General features: G+C 72.1%; 25 protein-coding genes. 14 read left to right on the forward strand and 11 right to left on the reverse strand.

Going from position 1 to position 21,512, the window contains the following annotated elements; translation table 11 throughout:
• Positions 1 to 31: 31 nt before the first annotated feature.
• Complete coding sequence (locus ACFQO7_RS17990) at positions 32 to 502, reverse strand: aminoacyl-tRNA deacylase (protein WP_376807418.1); 471 nt, start codon at positions 500 to 502, stop codon at positions 32 to 34.
• 145 nt (positions 503 to 647) lie between these two features.
• Between ACFQO7_RS17990 and ACFQO7_RS17995 the strand changes: the two genes are divergently transcribed.
• Together ACFQO7_RS17995 and ACFQO7_RS18000 are read left to right on the forward strand one after the other, a co-directional pair.
• Positions 648 to 1,445: an alpha/beta hydrolase gene (locus ACFQO7_RS17995; RefSeq protein ID WP_376807419.1), complete on the forward strand. Its 798-nt coding sequence runs from the start codon at positions 648 to 650 to the stop codon at positions 1,443 to 1,445.
• 32 nt (positions 1,446 to 1,477) lie between these two features.
• Positions 1,478 to 2,059, forward strand: a complete 582-nt coding sequence (locus tag ACFQO7_RS18000; protein ID WP_376807465.1) for a TetR/AcrR family transcriptional regulator — start codon at positions 1,478 to 1,480, stop codon at positions 2,057 to 2,059.
• 26 nt (positions 2,060 to 2,085) lie between these two features.
• Here ACFQO7_RS18000 and ACFQO7_RS18005 read toward each other — a convergent pair whose 3' ends face one another.
• Genes ACFQO7_RS18005 through ACFQO7_RS18015 form a run of 3 tightly spaced genes read right to left on the reverse strand, consistent with a single transcriptional unit; the run spans position 2,086 to position 4,777 of the window.
• Positions 2,086 to 3,552: an FtsX-like permease family protein gene (locus ACFQO7_RS18005; protein WP_376807420.1), complete on the reverse strand. Its 1,467-nt coding sequence runs from the start codon at positions 3,550 to 3,552 to the stop codon at positions 2,086 to 2,088.
• A complete protein-coding gene (locus ACFQO7_RS18010; protein ID WP_376807421.1) occupies positions 3,549 to 4,244 on the reverse strand; it encodes an ABC transporter ATP-binding protein in 696 nt (231 codons plus the stop codon). The genes ACFQO7_RS18005 and ACFQO7_RS18010 overlap by 4 nt, the downstream gene beginning before the upstream one ends.
• Entirely contained in the window at positions 4,241 to 4,777 is a 537-nt protein-coding gene (locus ACFQO7_RS18015) for a PadR family transcriptional regulator (protein ID WP_376807422.1), read from the reverse strand. Before ACFQO7_RS18015 ends, ACFQO7_RS18010 begins: the two co-directional genes overlap by 4 nt.
• A 121-nt stretch (positions 4,778 to 4,898) precedes the next feature.
• Here ACFQO7_RS18015 and ACFQO7_RS18020 point away from each other — a divergent pair, with 121 nt between their 5' ends.
• A complete protein-coding gene (locus tag ACFQO7_RS18020; RefSeq protein WP_376807423.1) occupies positions 4,899 to 5,705 on the forward strand; it encodes a GNAT family N-acetyltransferase in 807 nt (268 codons plus the stop codon).
• A gap of 171 nt (positions 5,706 to 5,876) precedes the next feature.
• Positions 5,877 to 6,338, forward strand: coding sequence for a tetratricopeptide repeat protein (locus ACFQO7_RS18025; RefSeq protein ID WP_376807424.1), 462 nt, complete (start codon positions 5,877 to 5,879; stop codon positions 6,336 to 6,338).
• 7 nt (positions 6,339 to 6,345) lie between these two features.
• On the opposite strand, the gene ACFQO7_RS18030 is transcribed toward ACFQO7_RS18025, so the two are convergent.
• Together ACFQO7_RS18030 and ACFQO7_RS18035 are read right to left on the reverse strand one after the other, a co-directional pair.
• Positions 6,346 to 7,029, reverse strand: coding sequence for an SDR family NAD(P)-dependent oxidoreductase (locus tag ACFQO7_RS18030; protein WP_376807425.1), 684 nt, complete (start codon positions 7,027 to 7,029; stop codon positions 6,346 to 6,348).
• A 153-nt stretch (positions 7,030 to 7,182) separates the two neighbouring features.
• A complete protein-coding gene (locus tag ACFQO7_RS18035; protein ID WP_376807426.1) occupies positions 7,183 to 7,644 on the reverse strand; it encodes a MarR family winged helix-turn-helix transcriptional regulator in 462 nt (153 codons plus the stop codon).
• 56 nt (positions 7,645 to 7,700) lie between these two features.
• Between ACFQO7_RS18035 and ACFQO7_RS18040 the strand changes: the two genes are divergently transcribed.
• The 3 genes from ACFQO7_RS18040 to ACFQO7_RS18050 are packed head-to-tail and all read left to right on the forward strand — an operon-like array spanning position 7,701 to position 9,041.
• Complete coding sequence (locus ACFQO7_RS18040) at positions 7,701 to 8,288, forward strand: NADPH-dependent FMN reductase (protein ID WP_376807427.1); 588 nt, start codon at positions 7,701 to 7,703, stop codon at positions 8,286 to 8,288.
• Between the two features lie 31 nt (positions 8,289 to 8,319).
• A complete protein-coding gene (locus ACFQO7_RS18045; protein ID WP_376807428.1) occupies positions 8,320 to 8,739 on the forward strand; it encodes a PPOX class F420-dependent oxidoreductase in 420 nt (139 codons plus the stop codon).
• Positions 8,740 to 8,795: 56 nt separating this feature from the next.
• Positions 8,796 to 9,041 carry a DUF2630 family protein gene (locus ACFQO7_RS18050; protein WP_360535124.1) on the forward strand — a complete coding sequence of 82 codons (246 nt, stop codon included), beginning with the start codon at positions 8,796 to 8,798 and terminating at the stop codon, positions 9,039 to 9,041.
• Between the two features lie 91 nt (positions 9,042 to 9,132).
• Here ACFQO7_RS18050 and mctP read toward each other — a convergent pair whose 3' ends face one another.
• Positions 9,133 to 10,776, reverse strand: coding sequence for a monocarboxylate uptake permease MctP (gene mctP, locus ACFQO7_RS18055; protein WP_376807429.1), 1,644 nt, complete (start codon positions 10,774 to 10,776; stop codon positions 9,133 to 9,135).
• A 2-nt stretch (positions 10,777 to 10,778) separates the two neighbouring features.
• Entirely contained in the window at positions 10,779 to 11,012 is a 234-nt protein-coding gene (locus ACFQO7_RS18060) for a DUF3311 domain-containing protein (protein WP_376807430.1), read from the reverse strand.
• Positions 11,013 to 11,232: 220 nt separating this feature from the next.
• On the opposite strand from ACFQO7_RS18060, the gene ACFQO7_RS18065 reads away from it, so the two are divergent.
• A complete protein-coding gene (locus ACFQO7_RS18065) occupies positions 11,233 to 13,170 on the forward strand; it encodes a serine/threonine-protein kinase (RefSeq protein WP_376807431.1) in 1,938 nt (645 codons plus the stop codon).
• Between the two features lie 44 nt (positions 13,171 to 13,214).
• Positions 13,215 to 13,934 (forward strand): GNAT family N-acetyltransferase, encoded by a 720-nt coding sequence (locus ACFQO7_RS18070; protein ID WP_376807432.1) that lies wholly within the window; start codon positions 13,215 to 13,217, stop codon positions 13,932 to 13,934.
• Positions 13,935 to 14,299: 365 nt separating this feature from the next.
• Here the strand turns inward: ACFQO7_RS18070 and ACFQO7_RS18075 are convergent, their stop codons facing one another.
• Positions 14,300 to 14,527 (reverse strand): hypothetical protein, encoded by a 228-nt coding sequence (locus ACFQO7_RS18075; RefSeq protein WP_376807433.1) that lies wholly within the window; start codon positions 14,525 to 14,527, stop codon positions 14,300 to 14,302.
• Between the two features lie 109 nt (positions 14,528 to 14,636).
• Between ACFQO7_RS18075 and ACFQO7_RS18080 the strand changes: the two genes are divergently transcribed.
• Both ACFQO7_RS18080 and ACFQO7_RS18085 read left to right on the forward strand, forming a co-directional pair.
• Positions 14,637 to 15,221 (forward strand): DUF6939 family protein, encoded by a 585-nt coding sequence (locus ACFQO7_RS18080; protein ID WP_376807434.1) that lies wholly within the window; start codon positions 14,637 to 14,639, stop codon positions 15,219 to 15,221.
• Positions 15,222 to 15,384: 163 nt separating this feature from the next.
• Positions 15,385 to 17,112 (forward strand): lamin tail domain-containing protein, encoded by a 1,728-nt coding sequence (locus tag ACFQO7_RS18085; protein WP_376807435.1) that lies wholly within the window; start codon positions 15,385 to 15,387, stop codon positions 17,110 to 17,112.
• Positions 17,113 to 17,170: 58 nt separating this feature from the next.
• On the opposite strand, the gene ACFQO7_RS18090 is transcribed toward ACFQO7_RS18085, so the two are convergent.
• Both ACFQO7_RS18090 and shbA read right to left on the reverse strand, forming a co-directional pair.
• Entirely contained in the window at positions 17,171 to 18,076 is a 906-nt protein-coding gene (locus ACFQO7_RS18090; RefSeq protein ID WP_376807436.1) for an anti-sigma-D factor RsdA, read from the reverse strand.
• Between the two features lie 58 nt (positions 18,077 to 18,134).
• Positions 18,135 to 18,752, reverse strand: a complete 618-nt coding sequence (gene shbA, locus ACFQO7_RS18095) for an RNA polymerase sigma factor ShbA (RefSeq protein ID WP_376807437.1) — start codon at positions 18,750 to 18,752, stop codon at positions 18,135 to 18,137.
• 174 nt (positions 18,753 to 18,926) lie between these two features.
• On the opposite strand from shbA, the gene ACFQO7_RS18100 reads away from it, so the two are divergent.
• From ACFQO7_RS18100 to ACFQO7_RS18110, 3 genes are all read left to right on the forward strand, one after another.
• Positions 18,927 to 19,883: an ABC transporter ATP-binding protein gene (locus ACFQO7_RS18100; protein WP_376807438.1), complete on the forward strand. Its 957-nt coding sequence runs from the start codon at positions 18,927 to 18,929 to the stop codon at positions 19,881 to 19,883.
• A 67-nt stretch (positions 19,884 to 19,950) separates the two neighbouring features.
• A complete protein-coding gene (locus ACFQO7_RS18105; protein ID WP_360535096.1) occupies positions 19,951 to 20,709 on the forward strand; it encodes an MlaE family ABC transporter permease in 759 nt (252 codons plus the stop codon).
• A gap of 1 nt (position 20,710) precedes the next feature.
• A complete protein-coding gene (locus ACFQO7_RS18110; RefSeq protein WP_376807439.1) occupies positions 20,711 to 21,508 on the forward strand; it encodes an MlaE family ABC transporter permease in 798 nt (265 codons plus the stop codon).
• The last annotated feature ends 4 nt before the right edge of the window (positions 21,509 to 21,512 follow it).

Consider the following 21,512-nt stretch of genomic DNA (forward strand, 5'->3'; position numbering starts at 1 on the left):
CTGAGCTGCGGCCGGCGGCGTGGTTTCGCGGTTACTTCACCGGTTCCGGGTCGGTGACGTCGGCGTACGTGCCGCCGAGACCGTTCACCGCCGCGTCGGCGTCGACCGCGACGGCCACCCCGTGCTCGCCCGCGCCGAGCGTGATCTCCCGCCCGCGCAGCCGCTCGTCGGCGATCACCGGCCACGGCTTGAGTGACCCGTACGGCGTGATCGTCCCGCGCTCGTACCCGGTCGCGTTCTTCGCCTCGTTCGCGTCCGGCATGGACAGCCGGGACACCCCGAGCAGCGCCCGCAGCTTCGGCCACGAGATCACCCGATCGCCCGGGACGAGCACGAACAGGAAATCGTCATCCCCGCGCCGCACCACGATCGTCTTCACCACGTCGGGTATCTCCACACCCCGGGCGGCCGCCGCCTCGGCGAGGCTGCGCACCGGCCCGTGCCGGATCACGCGGTGGTCGAGGCCTGCGGAGCTGAGCGCGTCGAGCGCCGAACCGGTCATGCCCGCACCCTATCCCGCGCGCCACCACCGTGACCCAGCTCATAGAACGACCGTTCTCCCTCCCCTTGAACTCGCGCCACCGCCGAGCGTAGATTCAAACGTAGACAGAACGTTCCGTCTACTACGAACGAGGAGTTGACCGGCCATGACCGCCCCCGACACGATCGTGCTGATCCACGGCCTGTGGATGACCCCGCTGAGCTGGGAGCACTGGATCGAGCGTTACACCGAGCAGGGCTTCCGGGTGCTCGCCCCGTCCTGGCCCGGCCTGGAGGGCGGCGTCGAGGCGCTGCGCCGGGACCCGTCGCCGCTGGCCGGCCTGGGCGTCGGCGAGGTCGCCGACCACTACGAGCGGATCATCGCCGACCTCGACACCCGGCCGATCATCATGGGCCATTCGTTCGGCGGCGCCCTGACGCAGATCCTGCTCGGCCGTGGCCTGGGCGCGGCCGGTGTCGCCATCAACTCGGGCCAGATCCGCGGCGTCCACCGGCTCCCGCTCACCCAGCTCAAGGCCGCCTCACCGGTGCTGGGCAACCCGGCCAACCGCAAGAAGGCCGTGCCGCTCACCCCCGAGCAGTTCCACTACGCCTTCACCAACACGCTCACCGCCGAGCAGTCGCGGCAGGTCTACGACCGCTACCACGTCCCGGCCGCCGCACGCGCCCTGTTCCAGGGCGCCTTCGCCAACCTGGACCCGAACTCGCCGCTGAAGGTCGACGTGCGCCGCGACGACCGCGCGCCGCTGCTGTTCGTCGCGGGCGGCGCCGACCACATCGTGCCCGCCTCGGTGAACCGGTCCAACCACCGCCTCTACCGGCACTCGTCGGCGCTCACCGAATACCGCGAGTACCCCGGCCGCAGCCATTACACCGTCGGGCAGGACGGCTGGCAGGAAGTGGCCGATCAGTCCCTGGCCTGGGCCGTGCGCAACGCGCGCTGAGTCCGGGTCCCTACCCTGGTCAGGTGACCGAGATGACCGTACGGCCTTCCGCGGCCCGCGAGCGCCTGCTCGCGGGCGCGGCACAGGTCTTCTACGCCGAGGGCATCCACGCGGTGGGCGTGGACCGGGTGATCGAGCAGGCGCAGGTCACCCGCGCCACCTTCTACCGCCACTTCCCCGGCAAGGACGACCTGGTCCGCGCGTACGTCGAGCACGCCGACGCGGCCATCCGCGCCCGCCTCGCCGCGGCCGTCGCGCAGGTGCCCGATCCGTCGGAGCTGCTCGGGCTGCTGGTCGACGGCATCGGCGAGGACATCTGCGCGCCCGGGTTCCGGGGCTGCCCGTTCATCAACGCCGCGGCCGAGTTCCCGGACCCGGCTCACCCCGTGCACCAGGCGGTCGTGGCTCACCGCGGGTGGTTCCGCGCGGCCCTGGTCGACCTGCTGACCACCATGGGGTACGCGGACCCGCGGCTGGGCGCGGACACCCTGGTCATGCTGCGCGACGGGGCGATGGTCGCGGGTTACCTCGGCGCGCCCGAGGCGGCCCGCGACAACCTGCGCGCCGCGGTCGCCACGCTCATCGGCCCGTTCCCGGATCATGCCGCCCCGTGACGGCATGATCCGGGAACGGGCGCGGCTCAGGCGGCCCGCAGGTCTTGGAGGTCGGTGCGGGTGCGCAAGGTCGCCGCGGCCAGGCCCGCGATCAGCGCCACCAGCCCGATGCCCGCGGCGCTGACCAGGGCGACCTCGGCCCAGTCGGCGAACCACGTCTCGTGCTGGTACGAGAAGTCCCCGGTGACGCAGTCCCCGACCGTGCAGCCGGGAATCATGCGCGCCGTGAACACCATGTTGTACATCTCGGGCAGGATCTGGTGGACCATGCCCGCGCCCAGGACGACGGCGGCGGGCATCATCAGCGCGACCGGCAGCAGCGCCTGCCAGAGCAGGGCCCGCGCCAGCACGCGCCGCCGCACGCCGACGGCCGTGAGCGCCGCGAAGGCGCGCCGTCGCGCCGCGACCGCCTCCAGCAGTGCTGTCAGCACGCCGATCGCGGCGATCGCGGCGGCGACACCGACCGCCAGGCTGATCCCCTTGAGCCCGCTGGCGAAGAAGGGATCGATCGGCTCGCCCTGCCGGACCCGGTCGACCAGCTCCGGCGGCGGCTCATGGCGGAGCCAGATGCGCAGCTGCGCCGCGTAGTGGTCGCGCATGCCGAGGCCGCCGCCCGCGACCAGCGCGCACACCAGCAGGACGCCGACGGTGCGGCTGCCGCTCCACGGGTCGGTGATCAGCCGGCGGGCGGCCAGCAGTGTCGCGGGTCCCCGTCCGGCCCGGTGCAGCAGCCGGCCCGCCTGGTAGCTCAGCCAGGCCATGCCGAGCACCAGCCCGGCCGCGGTCACCGCGCCACCGAAGAACAGCCGCAGCACCACCGATCCGCTCATGCCGCCGCGGGTCTCGGTCACCGCGAAGATCGCGAAACCCAGCGGCACGAACAGCAAGGGCCACGGCTTCGGCTTCGGCGTATCGGCGGCCCGGACCACGCCGAGCGGCGAGTGCTGCATGTGCCGCAGCAGCAACGCGGCGACCGACGCGGCGGCCATGGGCAACCCCACCAGGATCAGCACGAGCAGCCAGGGCCACGGTGACACGTCGGTCGGCAGCCAGAGCCGGCCCTCCGGGTTGCGCTGGTGCAGCAGCACCCGCCCGGCGAGGCAGGCGGCCAGTCCCAGCCCGCTGCCGAGCGCGGCGGCGACGCCGGTCTCCGCCGCCGCGATGGTGACGACCTGGCGCGGGGTCGCCCCGGCCAGCCGTAGCGCGGCGAGGCGGCGCTGCCGGGCCAGCGCTCCGATGCGGCCAGCCTGCGCGGCCAGCGCCAGCACCGGCAGGCTCACCAGCAGCAGGGTCGCCGCGACGGTCTGCCGCAGGTCGAAGTGGTTCAGCAGGACCACCTGGTACTGCGGCTCGGGCGTGTCGACGGCCAGCACGGTCGCCGCGACCAGCAGCATCGCGGTCGCCAGGGTCGCGGTGACGGTGGTCAGCACCACCCGCACCAGGTCGGTGCGCGTGCCCGCCAGGGCCAGCCGCACCAGCACCCCGGGCCTCATGCGCCCGCCCCGACGGCGACACCGAGTCCGGTCGGGTCCACCGCGCCGTCGCGCAGCACCAGCTCCCGCTCGGCGTACGCGGCGATCGTCGCGTCGTGGGTGACCACCACGACGGCCGTGCCCTGCTCCCGGGCGACCCTGGTGAGCAGCTGCATCACCAGTTCTCCGGCCAGGGAGTCCAGCGCCCCGGTGGGTTCGTCGGCGAACAGCACCTCGGGCTGGGTGACCATGGCACGGGCCAGCGCGACCCGCTGCAACTGCCCGCCGGACAGCCGGCCCGGGATCTGCTCGGCGGCCTCCGCCACGCCGAGCCGACCCAGCCAGGTGTCCGCCGCGGCCAGCGCGGCCCGGCGCGAACCGCCGCCGAGCAGCAGCGGCAGCGCCACGTTCTCCGCCGAGGTGAGTTCCGCGACCAGGTGGCCGTGCTGCAGCAGCACGCCGAACCGGGTGCGGCGCAGCGTGCTGCGGTATGCCTCGCCGGTGTCGTCGAGGCGCTCGCCCCGGAAGTGCACCTGCCCACCGTCGGGCCGGACGATGCCGCTCAGGCAGTGCAGCAGGGTGGACTTGCCGCAGCCGCTGCGGCCGCGTACCGCGACGATCTCGCCCTCGTGCAGGTCGAGGTCGACGCCGCGCAGCGCGGGCTGCACGCCGAAGGTCTTGGTCAGGTCGCGGGCGGTCAGGATCGGGCTCATGATCGCACCTCCCGGTGCAGGTCGGCGACGCGGTGCAGGGCGCTCTGCAGCCAGCGCAGGTCCGCGTCGAGGTGGGTGAGGGCGTAGTCCACGGCGATGTGGTCGCCCACGGTGAGGTCCTGTTCGGACTTGAGGCGGGTGAGCTCGCGCATGCGGGCGGTGTGGGCCTGCTGCTGCGCGCTCAGGTACGTGGTGGCTCGGGCGGGGTCGGCGACCAGCAGTGCGACGACGACCTTGCTGAGCAGGGCGCTGGTGACGTACGGGGCGGGCGCCTCGACCTCGCTCAGCCAGGCTTCGAGCGCGCCGCGGCCCTCGCCGGTGATGGCGAAGGACGTGCGCTCCGGCCCGCCGGCCTGGTCCTGCCCGGCCTGGGTGACGAGGCCGTCGCGTTCGAGCCGGCCGAGGGTGCTGTAGACCTGTCCGAACGCGAGCGGCTTGGCGCGGGGCAACCGCTGGTCGTAAGCGTGTTTCAGCTCGTAACCGTGCATCGGCCCCCGCGCCAGCAGCCCCAGCAACACATAGGACGCTGACATGGCACCACTATTCACTGAGTGAATAGACATCGTCAAGGGGCATCCGTCGATCCCGCACCTCGGTCGCGGTGGATGGCGCGGCGGAGCCCGGTGCCGGGCGTGGGCGTCTAGGCTGCGCAGCGTGTATTCCGTGCGGCAGGCGAGCGCGGCCGATCTGGCCGGCGTGCGCGCCGTCGCGAACCGCTTCGGCAACCTGGGCGGCTGGCCGCAGCGCCCCGACTACCTGGACCGCGAACTGGCCAACGGCCGCCTGCACGCCGGGCTCGCGGGGGACACCGTGGCCGGGTTCGGGGCGACGTTCGCCCGGGGCGGCCTGCTGCACCTGGCCGACCTGTTCGTGCTGCCGGAACACCAGTCCTCGGGTCTGGGCCGGTCACTGCTGGAGTCGCTGCTGCCCCGTGACGCGCCCCGGGTCACCTTCGCCTCGTCGGACCCGCGAGCGCTCGCGCTCTATGTCCGGCAGGGCATGCGCCCGGTGAGCCCGCTGCTGTACCTGCGCGGCCCGCTGGCCGCCCTGCCCGACCACGGGCTGCGCCCGGCTCCCGCGACCCCGGCGGAGATCGCCGACCTCGACGCCGACGCGTCAGGCGGCCGCCGCGACGCCGAACTCGCCTGGTATGCCGCCCTGCCCGGGGTGAGCGCCTACCGGCTCGGTGACGGCTACGCGATGGTGCGCGAGTCGGGCGGGGCGCTGCTCGTCGGGCCGGCGGGCGGGCGTACCACCCGGGCCTGCGCGGACGCGGTGCTGGCCGTGCTGGCCCGGCACCGCGCGGCGGGCACGGCCAAACTGTGCATGCTCGGCCCGAACCCGCTGCTACCGCTGCTGCTCGAGGCCCGGTTCACCATCGCCGACCTGGACCAGTTCCTGTCCAGTGGCGGCGATTCGATGGCCCTGGACCGCTACCTGCCGCACCCCGACCTCGGCTGAGCAGGTCCCGGACCGGGCCGGGGCGGGGACCTGCGCCGTGGTGTCGGCCACCGCCTTGAACAGGCGTCCTTTTGGTCGGTGGCCGATGCGATGCTGTCCTCGGCGGCCACCGTCCACTTGACACTGACACATCGTGTTGGGAACGTTACAGCGGGTCCTGGGGAGGAAGTCATGCTGTTCCTGGTGTTCGGCACCGTGCTCGTCGTCTGGGGCCTGTCGATCGACAACGGCACCCTGACCACGGTGGGCTGGATCGCCTGGGCGCTCGGCGTCATCGTGGTCTGGATGCGCTCGGCCGGCCGGTTCGGCCTGCGCGCGATCATGACCCGGCGCATGCTGCGCGACATGGACCTCATGCGCGCGGCCGCGGAGAAGGGCGATGCCGTCGCGATGCGGGCGCTGGGCAGCATGCTCAAGGTGACCGGCGACTGGGACGGGGCCGAGCACTGGCTGAGCAAGTCCGCCTGGGCCGGTGACCGCGAGGCGATGTTCGACATGGGCCGCCTGGCGGAGCAGCGCAGCGGGCTCGAAGCCGCCGAGCAGTGGTTCCGGATGGCATCGGAGTCGGGCCACCCGGTGGCCCGGATGATGTTCGTCGAGGGCGGCCTCTACAACCGTGGCGGCGACTCCTGACGACGCCTCAGACGTTGATCTGGGCGTTGCGGACGGCCCGCGAGGCGTCGGAGCACAGGTAGGCGACCGTGTCGGCGATGTCGGCGGGGGCGGTCCAGCCCTTGCGGTCGGCGTCGGGCATGTCCGCGCGGTTGGCCGGGGTGTCGATGACCCCGGGCAGGATCGTGTTGACGCGTACGCCGTCCTTGCCGTACTCGGCGTGCAGCGTTCCGGCCAGGCCCAGCACCGCGGTCTTCGCGGTCAGGTAACCGGCCGCGCCGCTGAACGGCTTGCGCACCGCCTGGCTCGACACCAGCACCACCGACCCTCCACCCGCCCCGACCAGGTGCGGCAGTGTCGCCTGGCAGACCAGGTACGCCGGGCGCAGGTTCAGCCGCAGTTGCGCCTCGAACTGCTCGACGGGCGTCTCGTGCACCCGCCCGCCCATCGCGAACCCGCCGACGAGGTTCACCACGGCCCGCAACGGCCGGTCGGCGTCGGCGGCAGCGCGCGCCGCGCACACGCCCACCGAAGCGGCGTCGGTCAGATCGGCCTGCACCAGCACGAGCCCGTCCGCCCCCGCGGGCAGCCGGGACAGCTCCGCCTCCGCGTACCACGGCACCACCACCCGCCAGCCCCGCTCCAGCAGCGCCGCCGTCACCGCCGACCCGAGCCCACCCGTACCGCCAGTGACCAGCGCCGTCCTGCCCATACCCGTCCCCTTCACACTTGACCGCCGACCCGCCGGTCCAGGTTAGACGACCCGAAACGAAGGGAAGGGCACCTTCTTATCGCTATTCGTAGCGGAAGGGCACCTTGCCATCCTCGCGGAGCGGGTGGGCTGGGGGTTTGGCGGTGGCGGGGGTCAGGTGGGGGTGGTGAGGCGGGTGATGACGCGGTGGGTGAGGGCGTCGAGGGCGGCGATCTCGTCCTCGGTGAGCAGGTCGATCATGTGGCGGCGTACCGAGGCGACGTGGTGGGGGGCCGCCTCCTCGATGGCGCGGAGCCCGGCTTCGGTCAGCACGATGATCGAGCCGCGGGCGTCTCCCACGCACTCCTCCCGGTCGACGAGCCCGCGCTGCTGCATCCGGGTGAGGTGGTGCGACAGGCGGCTCTTGGACCAGAGCATGGTGCCGGCCAGCTCGGTGAGCCGCAGCCGGTGCGGTGAGGTCTCCGAGAGGTTGGACAGCACGTCGTAGTCGGCGTCGGACAGCCCGCTGTCGTTTGCCAGGTCGCGGGTGATCTGCAGGTCGAGCAGGGCGCGCATGCGCCGGTAGCCGCGCCAGGCGCGAGCCTGCTTCTCGTCGAGCCAGCGGGGTTCGGTCACGGGAGCACCATACCCCCTTGTTGACATGTCACCAACCGCGCCGCTAGGTTGGTGACATGTCAACAGAGTCTGCTGCGCCCCGCCTCAACGTCGTCGTCGCTTCGACCCGCCCCGGACGGGTCGGCCACCTCATCGGCGGCTGGTTCGCCGGTGTCGCCGCCGCCCATGGCGGGTTCGACGTGCACGTCGTCGACCTGGCCGAGCTGGACCTGCCGTTCCACGACGAGCCCGGCCAGCCCGTCGACGGCGGCCCGTACGCTCACGAGCACACCCGGCGCTGGAGCGAGACCACCGACGCCGCCGACGCGTTCGTGTTCGTGATGCCCGAGTACAACCGCGGCTACAGCGCGCCCCTGAAGAACGCCCTGGACTACCTCTACCGGGAGTGGCACCACAAGCCCGCCGGGTTCGTCAGCTACGGCATGTCCTCGGCCGGCATGCGCGCGGTCGAGCAGCTCAAGCCGGTGCTCGGCGCGCTGCGCATGCTGCCGCTGGCCGAGTCGGTCAACATCCACTTGCGCCAGGCCGTCGACACGGACGGCGCGCTCGTGCCGAACCCCGCCATGGACGCCGCGGCCCGGGGCATGCTGGACGAGTTGCGGCTGATGGCCGAGCTGATGTCGGCCGCCCGGGTCGCGGCGTGAAGCACCGGGGCCGCGGGGAAAGGGCATGGGCATGAGCGAGCAGGACCGGTTGTGGCAGGTCATCGGGCGTACCGGCCGGGGTGTGCTGGCCACGGTCAAGCGCGACGGGCGGCCGCAGCTGTCCAACGTCGACTACCTCGCCGGGGACGGCGTGATTCGGTTCTCCAGTACCGCCGACCGGGCCAAGGTGCGCAACCTGCGCCGCGACCCCCGGGCCAGCTTCTACGTGACCACGCCTGGCGGTGGGACCTACGCCGTCGCGGAAGGGCTCGCCGAGCTGTCGGCCACCGCCGCGGAGCCGTTCGACGCGGCGGTGGAGGAGCTGGTGGGGCTGTATCGGGACATCCGCGGCGAGCACCCCGACTGGGCCGAGTACCGGGCCGCGATGGTCGCCGACGGCCGCCTGGCCGTTCGCATCCACGTCGACCGCCTCTACGGCTGGCTCGGCTGACCCCGCCCGGCCGGATCGGCGGGCAGGCGGGCGCGGGGCGTGTCAGGCTGGGGGGTATGGACGAGAAGCAGATCTTCGCGCGGATCGACTCGCTGGTCGCCGAGGAGCACGACCTGCGGACCAAGCGCGTGCAGGGCGCGATCGACCCCGAGACCGAGTCCGCCCGGCTCCAGTCGCTGGAGGAGACCCTCGACCAGTGCTGGGACCTGCTGCGCCGCCGCCGCGCGCTCAAGGACGCGGGGGAGAACCCCGACGACGCGAAGGCCGGCGACGTCAAGCAGGTCGAGGGCTACCTGCAGTAGAGACGGGAAAAGGGTGGGCGCGGGGGACCTCCGCGCCCACCCTCGGCCGTGCCCGGCCGCCGCGTACGATGCCCGCGGCGGCCCGCACGGCTCAGGCGACGGCCACCGGCTCCCCTTCGGAGTCGATGCCGCGCCGGGGCGAGTCCTCGTCGACGAAGTAGTCGTCGTGCTCGGTCGCGTCGGGCCCGTCGGTGACCTTCCCGGCCCGTAGCACCAGCGTCGCCAGTACCGCGAAAATGATGTTGACCAGCACCGCGACGAAGCCGACGTAGATCGTCGCCTTGGTGCCGAAGCCGAACTTCTCCAGCGGGAACGCCGAGCCGGCGAAGTGCATCCGCCCGGTCGCCGGGTTGGCGATCTGGTAGAGCATCCACATGCCCAGGCCCATGCCCGCGACCCAGCCGGTGATCAGCGCGCCCTTGTGGAACCAGCGGGTGAACAGGCCCAGCGCCACCGACGGCAGCGTCTGCAGGATGATCACGCCGCCGATGAGCTGCAGGTCGATGGAGAACTGCGGGTCCAGCAGCACGATGCACAGCAGCGCGCCGACCTTCACCACCAGCGAGGCGACCTTGCTGACCTTGGCCTCCTGGGCGGGGCTGGCCTCGCGGTTGAGGTACTCCTTGTAGATGTTGCGGGTGAACAGGTTCGCCGCGGCGATCGACATGATCGCGGCGGGGACCAGCGCGCCGATGCCGATGGCGGCGAACGCGACGCCCGCGAACCAGTCCGGGAACTGCTTGTCGAACAGCACCGGCACGATGGTGTTGGTGTCCACCGAGCCCGGGTTCGCGCCGGGCAGCGGCTTGACCCCGGCGGCGATCGCGGCGAAGCCGAGCATCGCGAGCAGGCCCAGCAGCAGCGAGTACGCGGGCAGCGCGGACATGTTCCGTTTGATCACGTCGCGGTTGCGGGAGGCGAGCACGCCGGTGACCGAGTGCGGGTAGAGGAACAGCGCCAGGGCCGAGCCGAACGCCAGCGTGATGTACTGCAGCTGGTTGTTGGCGTTGAGCAGCAGCCCGTCACCGGCCGCGGGACTGGCGTCGTACTTCGCCTGCGCCGCGCCGAAGATCGCGCCCCAGCCGCCGAGCTGCGACGGCAGCCAGAACACCGCGACCAGGATCACGATGTAGATCAGCGTGTCCTTGACGAACGCGATGAGCGCGGGGGCGCGCAGCCCGGACTGGTAGGTGTACGCGGCGAGGATGGCGAACGCGATGATGATCGGCGCGTGCCTGGCCAGGGTGGACTCGCCGGTGACGCCCATCGTCTTGAGCACCGCCTCGATGCCCACGAGCTGCAGCGCGATGTAGGGCATCGTGGCGACGATGCCGGTGATCGCGACGAGCAGCGCCAGCGTCGGGGAGCCGAACCGGGCGCGCACGAAGTCGGCCGGGGTGACCAGGCCGTGCCGGTGCGACACCGACCACAACCGCACCAGGACCAGGAAGAACAGCGGGTAGATGATGACGGTGTACGGCACCGCGAAGAAGCCCATCGCCCCGGCGCCGAAGACCAGCGCGGGCACGGCGACGAAGGTGTACGCCGTGTAGAGGTCGCCGCCGACCAGGAACCAGGTGATCCACGAGCCGAAGTTGCGCCCGCCCAGGCCCCACTCGTCGAGGTGCTCCATGTCGGTCGGCCGCCGCCACTTGGCGGCCACGAAGCCCAGCACGCTGACGCCGACGAACAGCACCGCGAACACGATGATCTCGGTGAGATGGTCACGCCACATGGTCAGCCCTCCCTGTTCCGGCGCTTGGTCATCCGGTACACCAGGGTCGTGGTGCTGACGCCGACGAGGATGTAGGCCAGCTGCTGCCAGTAGAAACGCGGGAAGCCGAGCAGGTCCGGACTGGACGCGTTGTAGAAGGTCGTGATCAGCGGGAGCACGATCGGGATGATCAGCAGCCAGTTCCACGGACTGTGATCGCGATCGCCGGGTCGCCGGTCGGGTGCGGGTTCACCCATGGCACGTGCCTCCTCGCACGAAGGGGACGGATCAACGGTGCGAGGGAGGATACGCAGCTCGGGCCGTCGGACTTGCCGTTCGTCGTCCTGACACGCGCCGAACGGTGGCTCCGGTGCGCCGAACGGTTGGCATCATACGGCTGAAGGTCTCGTCGGATCTGGATCACACTCTGGTTCCCTGCGTGGTGTAGGGCTTCACCCGTTTGGGTAGGGTCCTCGAATGCCCGCTGTGCCACCTCGTGTCCTCGCAGACCGGTACCGGCTGCTCGAACCCCTCGGCCAGGGCGGGATGGGCATGGTCTGGCTGGCCCGCGACGAGACCCTGCACCGCGACGTCGCGGTCAAGGAGGTCGTCCCCCCGGCCGGCCTCACCGAGGACGAGCGCGCCGAGATGAACGCCCGCTCGCTGCGCGAGGCCCGCGCGATCGCCCGGCTCAGCCACCCCAACGTGGTACGCATCTTCGACGTCGTCACCGTCGACGGTCGTCCTTGGATCGTCATGGAGTACCTGCAGGGCAAGTCCCTGGCCGCGCTGATGGGCGAGCAGGGACGGCTGGCCCCGGTCAAGGTCGCCGACATCGGCCTCGGCGTGCTGGCCGCGCTGCGCGCCGCGCACGGGGCGGGCATGCTGCACCGCGACGTCAAGCCCGGCAACGTCATGCTCGGCGACGACGGCCGCGTCGTGCTCACCGACTTCGGCCTGGCCACCCTGCCCGGCGACCCCGCCGTGACCCGGACCGGCCTGATCCTCGGCTCACCGTCCTACATCTCCCCGGAACGCGTCGAAGGCGGCGAGGTCGGGCCGGCCGCAGACCTGTGGTCGCTGGGCGCGACGCTCTACGCCGCCGTCGAGGGCCAGTCCCCGTACGCGCGGCCGAACGCGATGGCGACACTCGCCGCGCTCGCCACCGAGGAACCCGCCCCGCCCCGCCTGGCCGGACCGCTCAAGCCGCTGCTCACGGGCCTGCTGCGCAAGGACCCGCGCCTGCGCATGACCGCGGCCGAGGCCGAGCAGGTGCTGCTGCGGGTGGCCGTCGGCCGCCGCGGCGGCGGGGGATTCCTTTCGGGCGTACGCCCCGGTGGTGTTCCCGGCCAGCGGCGGACCTCGCCGCCCCTGGCGCTGCCCGCACGAGCCGCCGCCACGCCGGCCGCGCCCGAGGCCGAGCGACCGGCCCGGACACTGCCCGACCCGCAGCGACCCGCCGAGCCGCAGACACCCGCCGACTCCCATGCGCCTGCCAAGGCCGACGCATCTGCCAAGCCCAAGGCATCGGCCAAGGCCAAGACGCCTGCCGAACCGAAGTTGCCCGCCGCCGGTGGCGGTGCCACGGCTGTGCCGGGAATCGCACCTGCAGTCGCCGCCGCTGCAGCGGGGGCCGGGTCGACCGCGTCGAAGCCGAAGCCCGCCTCGGCGGCGGCAGCCGTGCCCGGTCAGCGGGCCGGGTCTGGCCTGGGCGATCGTGCGGTGGGTTCGGCCGAGGTGCCAGGCCCGCCCGAGGGGGCGCTGGTGGCGCGACCCCGCAAGGGCCGCCTGCTGGCGATCGCCGCGGCGGCGGCCGTGGTGCTGGCCGTGATCGCGGTCGTGGTCGTGCCGCGCCTGGGCGGCAAGCCGCGCGGTGACGCCGCCGCCGGCCAGGCGCCTTCGGCGGCCGCGAGCCCGTCCACGGCGGCCTCGCCGAGCCCGTCGCCCTCGCCGTCGCCGAGCGGGCTGGTGCTGCCCGAGGGCTGGTACCTGTACAAGGACCGCACCGGTTTCGCGGTGGCCGTGCCGCGCTCGTGGAAGGTCACCCGCGACCGCACCATCGTGCGGTTCAAGGAGCCCGACGGCGGCCGCCTGCTGCTCATCGACCAGTCCGACAGCCCGAAGAAGGACCCGGTCGCCGACTGGACCCGCCAGGAGGGAAACCGCGTGCGCGCGGGCCACTGGAACGACTACCGGCGGGTGCGCATCGTCAAGGTCGACTACTTCCTCGCCTGCGCGGACTGGGAGTTCACCTACCAGGGCACCTCCGGGCGGGTCCACGTGATCAACCGCGGGTTCGTCACCGGGCCGAAGCAGGCGCACGCCATCTACTGGTCGACGCCGGAGTCGCAGTGGCAGGACAACCTCGACGAGTTCGCCCTGATCACGGCCAGCTTCCAGCCCAACCCGGTGTGAGAACCGGGTTGCTCGGTGATGATCGGGATGGGGATACTCCGCGGGTGACCGACGCATACACGTCCGCGCTGCTGGTGGTGGGGGACAAGGACGAGGAACTCACCGAGCTGCTGGACCGGGAGCTGACCGCGTTCAACAACGCCGCGGTGGGCGTACACGAGGAACGGTCCCTGTCCGTGCGGGTGACCGGCCCGGACGGCGCGGTGATCGCGGGGCTGACCGGCTGGACCTGGGGCACCAGCGCCGGGATCTCGATGGTGTGGGTGCACGCCGAGCACCGTCGCGACGGCTGGGGCGGCCGCCTGCTGGCCGCCGCCGAGGACGAGGCCCGGGCCCGCGGCTGCGACCGGATCAGCGTCTCGTCGTTCACGTTCCAGGCCCCCGAGTTCTACCGCCGCCACGGGTACGTCGCCACCGGCCGCACCGAGGGGTATCCCGGCGACGTGTCCGACGTGCACTTCTGGAAGCGCCTCGACGGGCCGACCGTCGCACCGCGGCTGCGGCTGGTGGCCGTCGTCGACTATCCGGCCGGGCACGAGCAGACCGTGCAGCGGTACGAGGACGACGTGCTGGCGCTGCTGCCGCGCCACGGCGGCCTGCTGGAGCAGCGGCTGCGCGGCCCGGAGGCCGAGGTGCACGTGATCTCGTTCGCCTCACGCGCCGGACTCGACGACTACATGGCCGACCCGGACCGCGCCAAGCTGCGCGCCGAGATCGGCGACCTCGCCCCGAACGCCCGCGTGCTGACGGTCACCGAAGTCTGAGCACGATAGGTCGAGTCGGGCAAGCCCTCGGGAGCAAGCTGGGCCTGCCTGACTGAGTGGTGTTCAATCCAGGTCGAGGAAGTCCCGCAGAGCTGAGGAGACGCGGCCCATGGTGGCCGTCGACATTCTTCCCACCCGTGCTCGAATGAGATCAGGGTCGGCTGGGCGCAGCCTGCCCACGTCGACGCTGCCGGTGAGTGGATCATTAGCGCCGGTGGGCACGCTGAGGCCGAATGTTTTTCCCTGAGGGTCTACCTCTACCACAGGTGCCATGGCGATTCGACCGGGGTGGTACTGGTCCGCAGATACGATGACAGCCCGTAGGACGCGAGAGCCGATGGCGTACTCGTGTACGTCGCCGCGCCTCATGCGTCCCACCCGGGCATGGGTGCGGTGTCCCACGCGTCCAGATCAGCCCTGACCTCGGTGGGCAGCGACTCGTTCCAGGCGCTGTATGCCTCAGCACTGCGGGCCCGCAACTCGCGGCGAAGCGCTTGGGCTGTCAGGCTAGCCAGCGACTCGGTGCCAGCCGCCTCCCGGATGCTGTCGATCTCATCTTGCGGTAGAGAGAGGGTGATGTTGAGCGTTGGCATGTGCGTCATGTTACGCGGCACAGTTTGCGTTGTCATGTGCGGTACCGGGAGCGCTTTGGTGTCATACCGGCTCGACATCATGTGAGAGTCGTGGCGACGGGAGGCGTTCATGCATGTGCGGCTGGCGAGCAGGCGTCGAGCTGCGGCGTCGATCGAGGCGGCGTATCCGGGAGCCGTAGTCGTCGATGTGACCTCGCGTGGACCGCAGCCGTGGGTGCGGCTGAGCCCGTTCTACCCGCACGGCGACATCCCGGTGCCGTTCACGCCCGGCGTGACCAGCCAGTCCGTCGAGGGCGTCTGGCAGGCCCTGAAGGTCTTCATGCGCGCCGATGTGGACCAGAGCAAACTCGCGGTCACCGCGATGCGCGGCCTCAAACGCACCGCGGCCTCCTACGGCCCGCCGCTGGGTCACCGCCGCGGTCTGCACGGGACGGTCCTGCTCGGCTACGAGCACGCACGCCGCGAGATCTACCTGCCGACGTACCGGCACGTGCTGGAAGGCGCTGCCGCCGCCGAGGTGGCGCGGCTGCGTGAGCTGGCCGAGCGCGGCCCGCTGGTGCTGCTGGATTACACGCTCAACGGCGACCCAACCGACCTGCGTACCCCGTTGTCGCACGCGGCGCTGCTGTGCCGCCACCTGCTCGGCGACTGGCCCTCGGAAATCCACGGGGAGCCCGCAGTCGCTGCGGGTTAGCCGTGCGAGGGACGCGCGCCGCGAGCTGTGGCAGGCGCGCTGCAACGGCATCATCGACTGGACGTTAAGTAGTCAGATAGTTGCAATAAGTAACTAACTCGAACCTCCCCAGTTGATCGGACAGGAGCAGCAGGTCCCCGGTCCGGGGCTCGAGGAGGTACGCATGCGTCAGTGGGTCCGCAGGGCGGCGTCGGCCGCCGTGGTCAGCCTGTCGGTGGGGGTCGCGGGTCTGTCCCTGCCCACGCCCGCGCTGGCGGTCTCGCCCGACATCGTGATCAGCCAGGTGTACGGCGGCGGCGGCAACACCGGCGCGACCTACACCAACGACTTCATCGAGCTGTACAACCGGGGCGCGGCCGCAGTCGACGTGACCGGGTGGACGGTCCAGTACGCCAGCGCGGCCGGCAACACGTGGCAGACGACCCCGCTGAGCGGCGAGATCCTCCCGGGGACGTACTACCTCGTCCAGGAAGCTCAGGGTCCCGGCGGCACGACGCCGCTGCCCGCCCCGAACGCCGTCGGCAACGTTTCGATGAGCCTCAGCTCCGGCAAGGTCGCCCTGGTCACCAACCAGACGCCGCTCGCCTGCGCCACAGGCTGCGACACCGTCGCGGGAGTGCGCGACTTCGTCGGCTACGGCACCTCGGCGTCGTCCGCCGAGGCCAGCCCCGCGCCGACGCTGACCAATACCACCGCCGCGCTGCGCGACGACGGCGGGCAGGTCGACACCGACAACAACAGCGTCGACTTCTCGGCCGGCACGCCGAGCCCCCGCAACAGCCCGCCCGCCACCGACGAGGCGGACCTCGCGGTGACCAAGACCGACAACCCGGACCCGGTGACGGCAGGGCAGAGCCTCACCTACACGATCACCGTGGCCAACGCCGGTCCCGGTGCGGCGCAGTCGGTGGAGCTGACCGACACCCTGCCCGCCGGCACCACGTTCGTGTCGGCCACCGCGCCGGGCGGCTGGACGCTCGACTCGCCCGCCGTGGGCAGCGGCGGCACGGTGACCGCGAGCGCGTCGACACTCGCGGCCGACGCGGCCGGAGCCGTGATCACCATCGTCGTGAACGTCGGCACGGGCGTGACCGGCACGCTCACCAACACGGCGACCGTCAGCAGCGCCACGACCGACCCCGACGCGACGAACGACAGCGCCACGGCGACGACCACGGTGCAGCAGCCGTCGGCGGACCTGGCCATCACGAAGATCGACGCACCGGACCCGGTGACCGCCGGCTCGGACCTGACCTACACCATCGCCGTACGCAACGCCGGGCCGAACACCGCCCAGTCGGTCGTGCTGCGCGACGGGATCCCGGCCGGCACCACCTTCGTGTCGTTCGCGACGCCGTCCGCCGGCTGGACGCTGTCAACGCCGCCGGCGGGCGGCACCGGTGAGGTGACGGCCACCCGGGCGAGCCTGGGCTCCGGCGACACGGCCCAGTTCACGCTGGTGGTGAGGGTCGACCCGACCGCGACCGGAAGGATCCGCAACAGCGGCGGCATCACCAGCGCCACCCCGGACCAGGACACCACGAACAACGCCGACACCGAGTTCACCACCGTCGGCCCGACCGTGCCGGGGTGCACCATCACCGGCACCGCGGGGACCGACATCATCAACGGCACCCTCGGCGACGACGTCATCTGCGGCCTCGGCGGCAACGACATCATCAACGGCAAGGGCGGCAACGACGTCATCTACGGTGGGCCGGGCCGCGACCTGCTCAGCGGCGGCAAGGGCGACGACATGGTGTACGGCGAGGAAGGCACCGACTTCATCAAGATCGATGACGGGGTGGCCGGCAACGACAACGCCGACGGCGGGCCGGGCTTCGACCTGTGCAGCTCCGACCCGCTCGACGGGGTCCTGAGCTGCCCCTGATCCCAGCGCTCGGCAGTCCGGAGCTCCGCCCGTGTCCCACGGGTGGAGCTCCGGCGTTTCACAGCAGCGGCAGGTCCGGCAGCAGCGACGGCAGGATCGGCGGCAGCGAGGGCAGCAGACCCGGCAGGAGGCTGCCGGAGGCCGGGGTGGGGCTGGGCGATGGCCTGTCGGTCCGGCCCGGGGTCGGCGTGGCGGTTCCGGCGGACGGTGCGGGAGAGCCGGCCGGGGTCGGCGTCGGCAGCGGGGCGGTGGTCGGCGTGGTGTCCGCGGCGAACGCGGTCAGCAGGCGCGTCAGCTCGGCGCGCAGCCGCTCGTGGTCCGACTTCTCGCGGACCTCGCCGAGCCGGTCCCAAGCCTGGCGGAGCAGCGTCTCGGCGTCGCCGTGCCGCTGCTCCCGTAGCGCGCGCTCAGCCCGTGCCAGCAGCTCCGCCGTGTCCTGCGCGGCGACGCGGGAGTCGGCGCGCTCGGCGTAGACGAGCTGCGTGACCGGCCACAGCGGGGTGCCGGGCTGCCCTGCCCCGGCCCCGAGGACGACCCCGCCGCCGAAGACGGCGACGAGCAGCGCGGCGGCAAGCAGCATCCGCCCTGGACGCAGGCGCGCACCCCGCACGGGCCGGGCCGGGCCGGCGCGGCGGCCGGGCGGGCGCGACGATCCCGCCGGGCCCGTGGACGCGGGTGCTCCCGCGGCGACCACGTGGCTCGCGGCGGTCGAGGCGTCCGAGTGACCCGAGGCGGCGGGCCGGAGCACGGTGGCTGGCGGTTCGTCGTCGTCGGAGTCCAGGTCGATCGGGTCGGCCAGGGCGGCCTGCTCGACGATGTCCAGGTCGAGGGTGGGCGCGAACGGCGGCTCGACGAGGTCGTCCCGCCACGCGGCCAGCATCCCGGCGAGCGGGTCGTCGGTGTGGGCGGCCCCGCCGAGGCCGAGCCCGTCCAGCAGCGCGTCATCGCGGTCCAGCGTGCTCATGCCACCTCCTCCCGTCGCTCGTCGCCGTCGCGCCCGGAAGCCGGGCAGGCTTGGTCGCTCATGCCGGCCTCCTCTCCAGCGTGGGCTGCTGTGCGACGTCCTCGCGCAGGTCGTCGGCGAGCGCGCGCAGGCGGGCCAGGGCCCGGGACTGGGCGACGCGGACGGCTCCGGCCGACATGTTGAGGGAGACGCCGACCTCGTCGGCGGTGAGGCCGACGGCGACGCGCAGCACGATGATCTCCCGCTGGGGGTCGGGGAGCAGGTCGAGCAGCCGGGCCAGGCGGCGGGCCTGGTCGTTCTCCAGGGCCTGCTGCTCCGGGCCGGGGGTGTCGTCGGGCTGGTCGAGCGGGTCGGCCTCGGTGCGCGGCGACGGCACGGCGGCGGACAGGTGGCGCATCGCGGCGCGCTGCGCGTCGGCGACCTTGCGGGCGGAGATGCCGTACACGAAGGCGGAGAAGGGTACGCCCTGCTGCCGGTAGCGGGGCAGTGCCTGCAGCAGCGCGATGCAGACGTCCTGGGCGACGTCGTCGGCGGTGGTGTACGCGCCGCCGACCGGCCCGAGCCGGGCCCGGCAGTAGCGGATCACGCCGGGGCGCACGTCGGCCAGCAGGGTCGCGGTGGCGTCGGCCTCGCCGCGGGTGGCGCGTGCCACGAGTTCGGTCTCCGACCAGGTCAAGGCGACGACACCTCCTCCCCGGGTCCCCGACCGCCGCGCCGCACGTACGAGTACGTGCACCTTATCGGCCTGCGGCCGGGCACAGAAACCCGAGCCGAACGATCGCGCGAAATTCTCGTGTAACACCGAGCGCCCCCGCAGCGATATGTGAGGGCGGACTACGGAGGGAGCGCGGTGGGCGTCGAGGTGCGGGTCGAGGGGCTGACCAAGTCGTTCGGTCGTACGCCCGTGTGGTCGGACGTGACCCTGACGCTGCCCGCGGGCGAGATCTCGGTGCTGCTCGGGCCCTCCGGGACGGGCAAGTCGGTGTTCCTGAAGACCCTGGTCGGACTGCTGCGCCCGGACCGCGGCTCGATCTGGATCGAGGGCCGGGACCTGCCCGCGCTGCCCGAGCGGGAGCTCTACGAGGTGCGCAAGCTGTTCGGGGTGCTGTTCCAGGACGGCGCGCTGTTCGGCTCGATGGACATCTACGACAACGTGGCGTTCCCGCTGCGCGAGCACACCCGCATGACCGAGGCGCAGATCCGGGTGATCGTGGGCGAGAAGCTGGAGATGGTCGGCCTGACCGGCGCGGAGCGTAAGCTGCCCGGCGAGATCTCCGGGGGCATGCGCAAACGGGCGGGCCTGGCCCGCGCGCTGGTGCTCGACCCGCAGATCGTGCTGTTCGACGAGCCCGACTCGGGCCTCGACCCGGTGCGCACCGCGTACCTGAACCAGCTGATCGTGGATCTGAACCAGCAGCTCGACGCGACGTTCCTGATCGTCACGCACGACATCAACACCGCCCGCACGGTGCCCGACAACATCGGGCTGATCTACCACGGGCACCTGGCCATGTTCGGGCCGCGGGAGATGCTGCTGTCGAGCACCGAGCCGGTGGTGCGGCAGTTCCTGAACGCGCAGCGGGTCGGCCCGATCGGGATGTCCGAGGAGAAGGACGCCGACGAGCTGGCCGCCGAGGCCGCCTCCGGCCGCCGCCTGGCCGCCCTGCCGCCGATCCCGACGCAACTGCGCCCGTCCGACGGCGGCCCGCGCCGCGCCGAGCGGCCCCCGGGCCGGTGGTGCGCCGCCCACGGGGTGAACCCGCCGCCCGGTTCGTTCGAGCCGCCGGCCTATGAGGACCGCGCATGAGCGAGCGCAGCGAGCGAATCGTGCAGGCCCGCGTTCATGCTGCCGACGAGCGCAGCGAGGAGAAGGCATGAGGGCGCTGGTCGCCGTCGGCGACTTCCTGATCTTCTGCGGCAGCGCGCTGCGGGCGGTGTTCCGCAGGCCGTGGCAGGTGCGCGAGTTCGTGCAGCAGGCGTGGTTCCTGTCGTCGGTGTCGATCCTGCCGGCGGCGCTGGTGTCGATCCCGTTCGGCGCGGTGATCGCGCTGCAGCTGGGGTCGCTGGTGCGCCAGCTCGGCGCGCAGTCGTTCACCGGTGCGGCGTCGGTGCTGGCGGTGGTGCGCGAGGCGGGCCCGATCGTCACCGCGCTGATCATCGCGGGGGCGGGCGGCTCGGCGATCTGCGCCGACCTCGGCGCCCGCAAGATCCGCGAGGAGCTGGACGCGATGCGGGTGCTGGGCATCGACCCGGTGCACCGGCTCGTCGTGCCGCGGGTGCTCGCGTCGATGCTGGTCGCGGTACTGCTCAACGGCGTGGTCAGCGTCGTCGGGGTGTCCGGCGGCTACTTCTTCAACGTGATCATGCAGGGCGGCACGCCGGGGTCGTACCTGGCCAGCTTCCAGGCACTCGGGCAGCTGCCCGACCTGATCTCCGGGGAGCTGAAGGCGCTGGTCTTCGGCCTGGTCGCCGCGCTGGTGGCGACGTACCTGGGGATGAACGCGAAGGGCGGGCCCAAGGGCGTCGGCGACGCCGTCAACCAGTCCGTGGTGATCACCTTCATGCTGCTGTTCGCGCTGAACTTCGTGCTGACCGCGGTGTACTTCCAGGTCGTCCCGCAGAAGGGGTCCTGACATGTGGCGGCTGTTGGACGACCTCGGCGGTCAGCTCGCCTTCTACCTGAAGGCGGCGGCGTGGACGCCGCGCACGCTGCGCCGGTACAAGCGGGAGGTGGCCCGCCTGCTCGCCGAGATCAGCTTCGGCACCGGCGGCCTGGCCGTGGTCGGCGGCACCATCGGCGTGATCTGCTTTCTGACCTTCTTCACCGGCACCGAGGTCGGGCTGCAGGGCTACCAGGCGCTCAACCAGCTCGGCAGCAGCGCCTTCACCGGCTTCATCTCCGCCTACTTCAACACCCGGGAGATCTCGCCGCTGGTCGCGGCACTGGCCCTGTCGGCGACGGTGGGCTGCGGGTTCACCGCGCAGCTTGGCGCGATGCGGATCTCGGAGGAGGTCGACGCGCTGGAGGTGATGGCGATCCCCTCGGTGCCGTTCCTGGTCACCACCCGCATGATCGCCGGTTTCGTCGCGGTGATCCCGCTGTACGTGCTCGGCCTGCTGGCCAGCTACATCGCCACCCGCGGCATCGCCACCGTGTACTTCGGGCAGTCGCCGGGCACCTACGACTACTACTTCGACCTGTTCCTGCCGCCCGGCGACGTGCTCTGGTCGTTCGGCAAGGTGCTGGTGTTCAGCGTGCTGGTGGTGCTGATCCACTGCTACTACGGGTTCACCGCGACCGGTGGCCCGGCGGGCGTCGGCATCGCGGTCGGTCGCGCGGTGCGCACCGCCATCGTCGCGGTGAACGTCGTCGACTTCTTCCTGTCCCTGGCCATCTGGGGCGCGGGCACGACCGTGCGGATCGCGGGGTGACGGC

It is taken from the genome of Catellatospora aurea, from assembly GCF_042663325.1.
In the GTDB taxonomy this organism is placed as follows: domain Bacteria; phylum Actinomycetota; class Actinomycetes; order Mycobacteriales; family Micromonosporaceae; genus Catellatospora; species Catellatospora aurea.

Coding starts and splice junctions, on each gene's coding strand:
- ACFQO7_RS17990 (WP_376807418.1), bottom strand. CDS start 502: ATGACCGGTTCGGCGCTCGACGCGCTCAGCTCCGCAGGCCTCGACCAC.
- ACFQO7_RS17995 (WP_376807419.1), top strand. CDS start 648: ATGACCGCCCCCGACACGATCGTGCTGATCCACGGCCTGTGGATGACC.
- ACFQO7_RS18000 (WP_376807465.1), top strand. CDS start 1,478: ATGACCGTACGGCCTTCCGCGGCCCGCGAGCGCCTGCTCGCGGGCGCG.
- ACFQO7_RS18005 (WP_376807420.1), bottom strand. CDS start 3,552: ATGAGGCCCGGGGTGCTGGTGCGGCTGGCCCTGGCGGGCACGCGCACC.
- ACFQO7_RS18010 (WP_376807421.1), bottom strand. CDS start 4,244: ATGAGCCCGATCCTGACCGCCCGCGACCTGACCAAGACCTTCGGCGTG.
- ACFQO7_RS18015 (WP_376807422.1), bottom strand. CDS start 4,777: ATGTCAGCGTCCTATGTGTTGCTGGGGCTGCTGGCGCGGGGGCCGATG.
- ACFQO7_RS18025 (WP_376807424.1), top strand. CDS start 5,877: ATGCTGTTCCTGGTGTTCGGCACCGTGCTCGTCGTCTGGGGCCTGTCG.
- ACFQO7_RS18030 (WP_376807425.1), bottom strand. CDS start 7,029: ATGGGCAGGACGGCGCTGGTCACTGGCGGTACGGGTGGGCTCGGGTCG.
- ACFQO7_RS18040 (WP_376807427.1), top strand. CDS start 7,701: ATGTCAACAGAGTCTGCTGCGCCCCGCCTCAACGTCGTCGTCGCTTCG.
- ACFQO7_RS18045 (WP_376807428.1), top strand. CDS start 8,320: ATGAGCGAGCAGGACCGGTTGTGGCAGGTCATCGGGCGTACCGGCCGG.
- ACFQO7_RS18050 (WP_360535124.1), top strand. CDS start 8,796: ATGGACGAGAAGCAGATCTTCGCGCGGATCGACTCGCTGGTCGCCGAG.
- mctP (WP_376807429.1), bottom strand. CDS start 10,776: ATGTGGCGTGACCATCTCACCGAGATCATCGTGTTCGCGGTGCTGTTC.
- ACFQO7_RS18060 (WP_376807430.1), bottom strand. CDS start 11,012: ATGGGTGAACCCGCACCCGACCGGCGACCCGGCGATCGCGATCACAGT.
- ACFQO7_RS18065 (WP_376807431.1), top strand. CDS start 11,233: ATGCCCGCTGTGCCACCTCGTGTCCTCGCAGACCGGTACCGGCTGCTC.
- ACFQO7_RS18075 (WP_376807433.1), bottom strand. CDS start 14,527: ATGCCAACGCTCAACATCACCCTCTCTCTACCGCAAGATGAGATCGAC.
- ACFQO7_RS18080 (WP_376807434.1), top strand. CDS start 14,637: ATGCATGTGCGGCTGGCGAGCAGGCGTCGAGCTGCGGCGTCGATCGAG.
- ACFQO7_RS18085 (WP_376807435.1), top strand. CDS start 15,385: ATGCGTCAGTGGGTCCGCAGGGCGGCGTCGGCCGCCGTGGTCAGCCTG.
- ACFQO7_RS18090 (WP_376807436.1), bottom strand. CDS start 18,076: ATGAGCACGCTGGACCGCGATGACGCGCTGCTGGACGGGCTCGGCCTC.
- ACFQO7_RS18105 (WP_360535096.1), top strand. CDS start 19,951: ATGAGGGCGCTGGTCGCCGTCGGCGACTTCCTGATCTTCTGCGGCAGC.
- ACFQO7_RS18110 (WP_376807439.1), top strand. CDS start 20,711: ATGTGGCGGCTGTTGGACGACCTCGGCGGTCAGCTCGCCTTCTACCTG.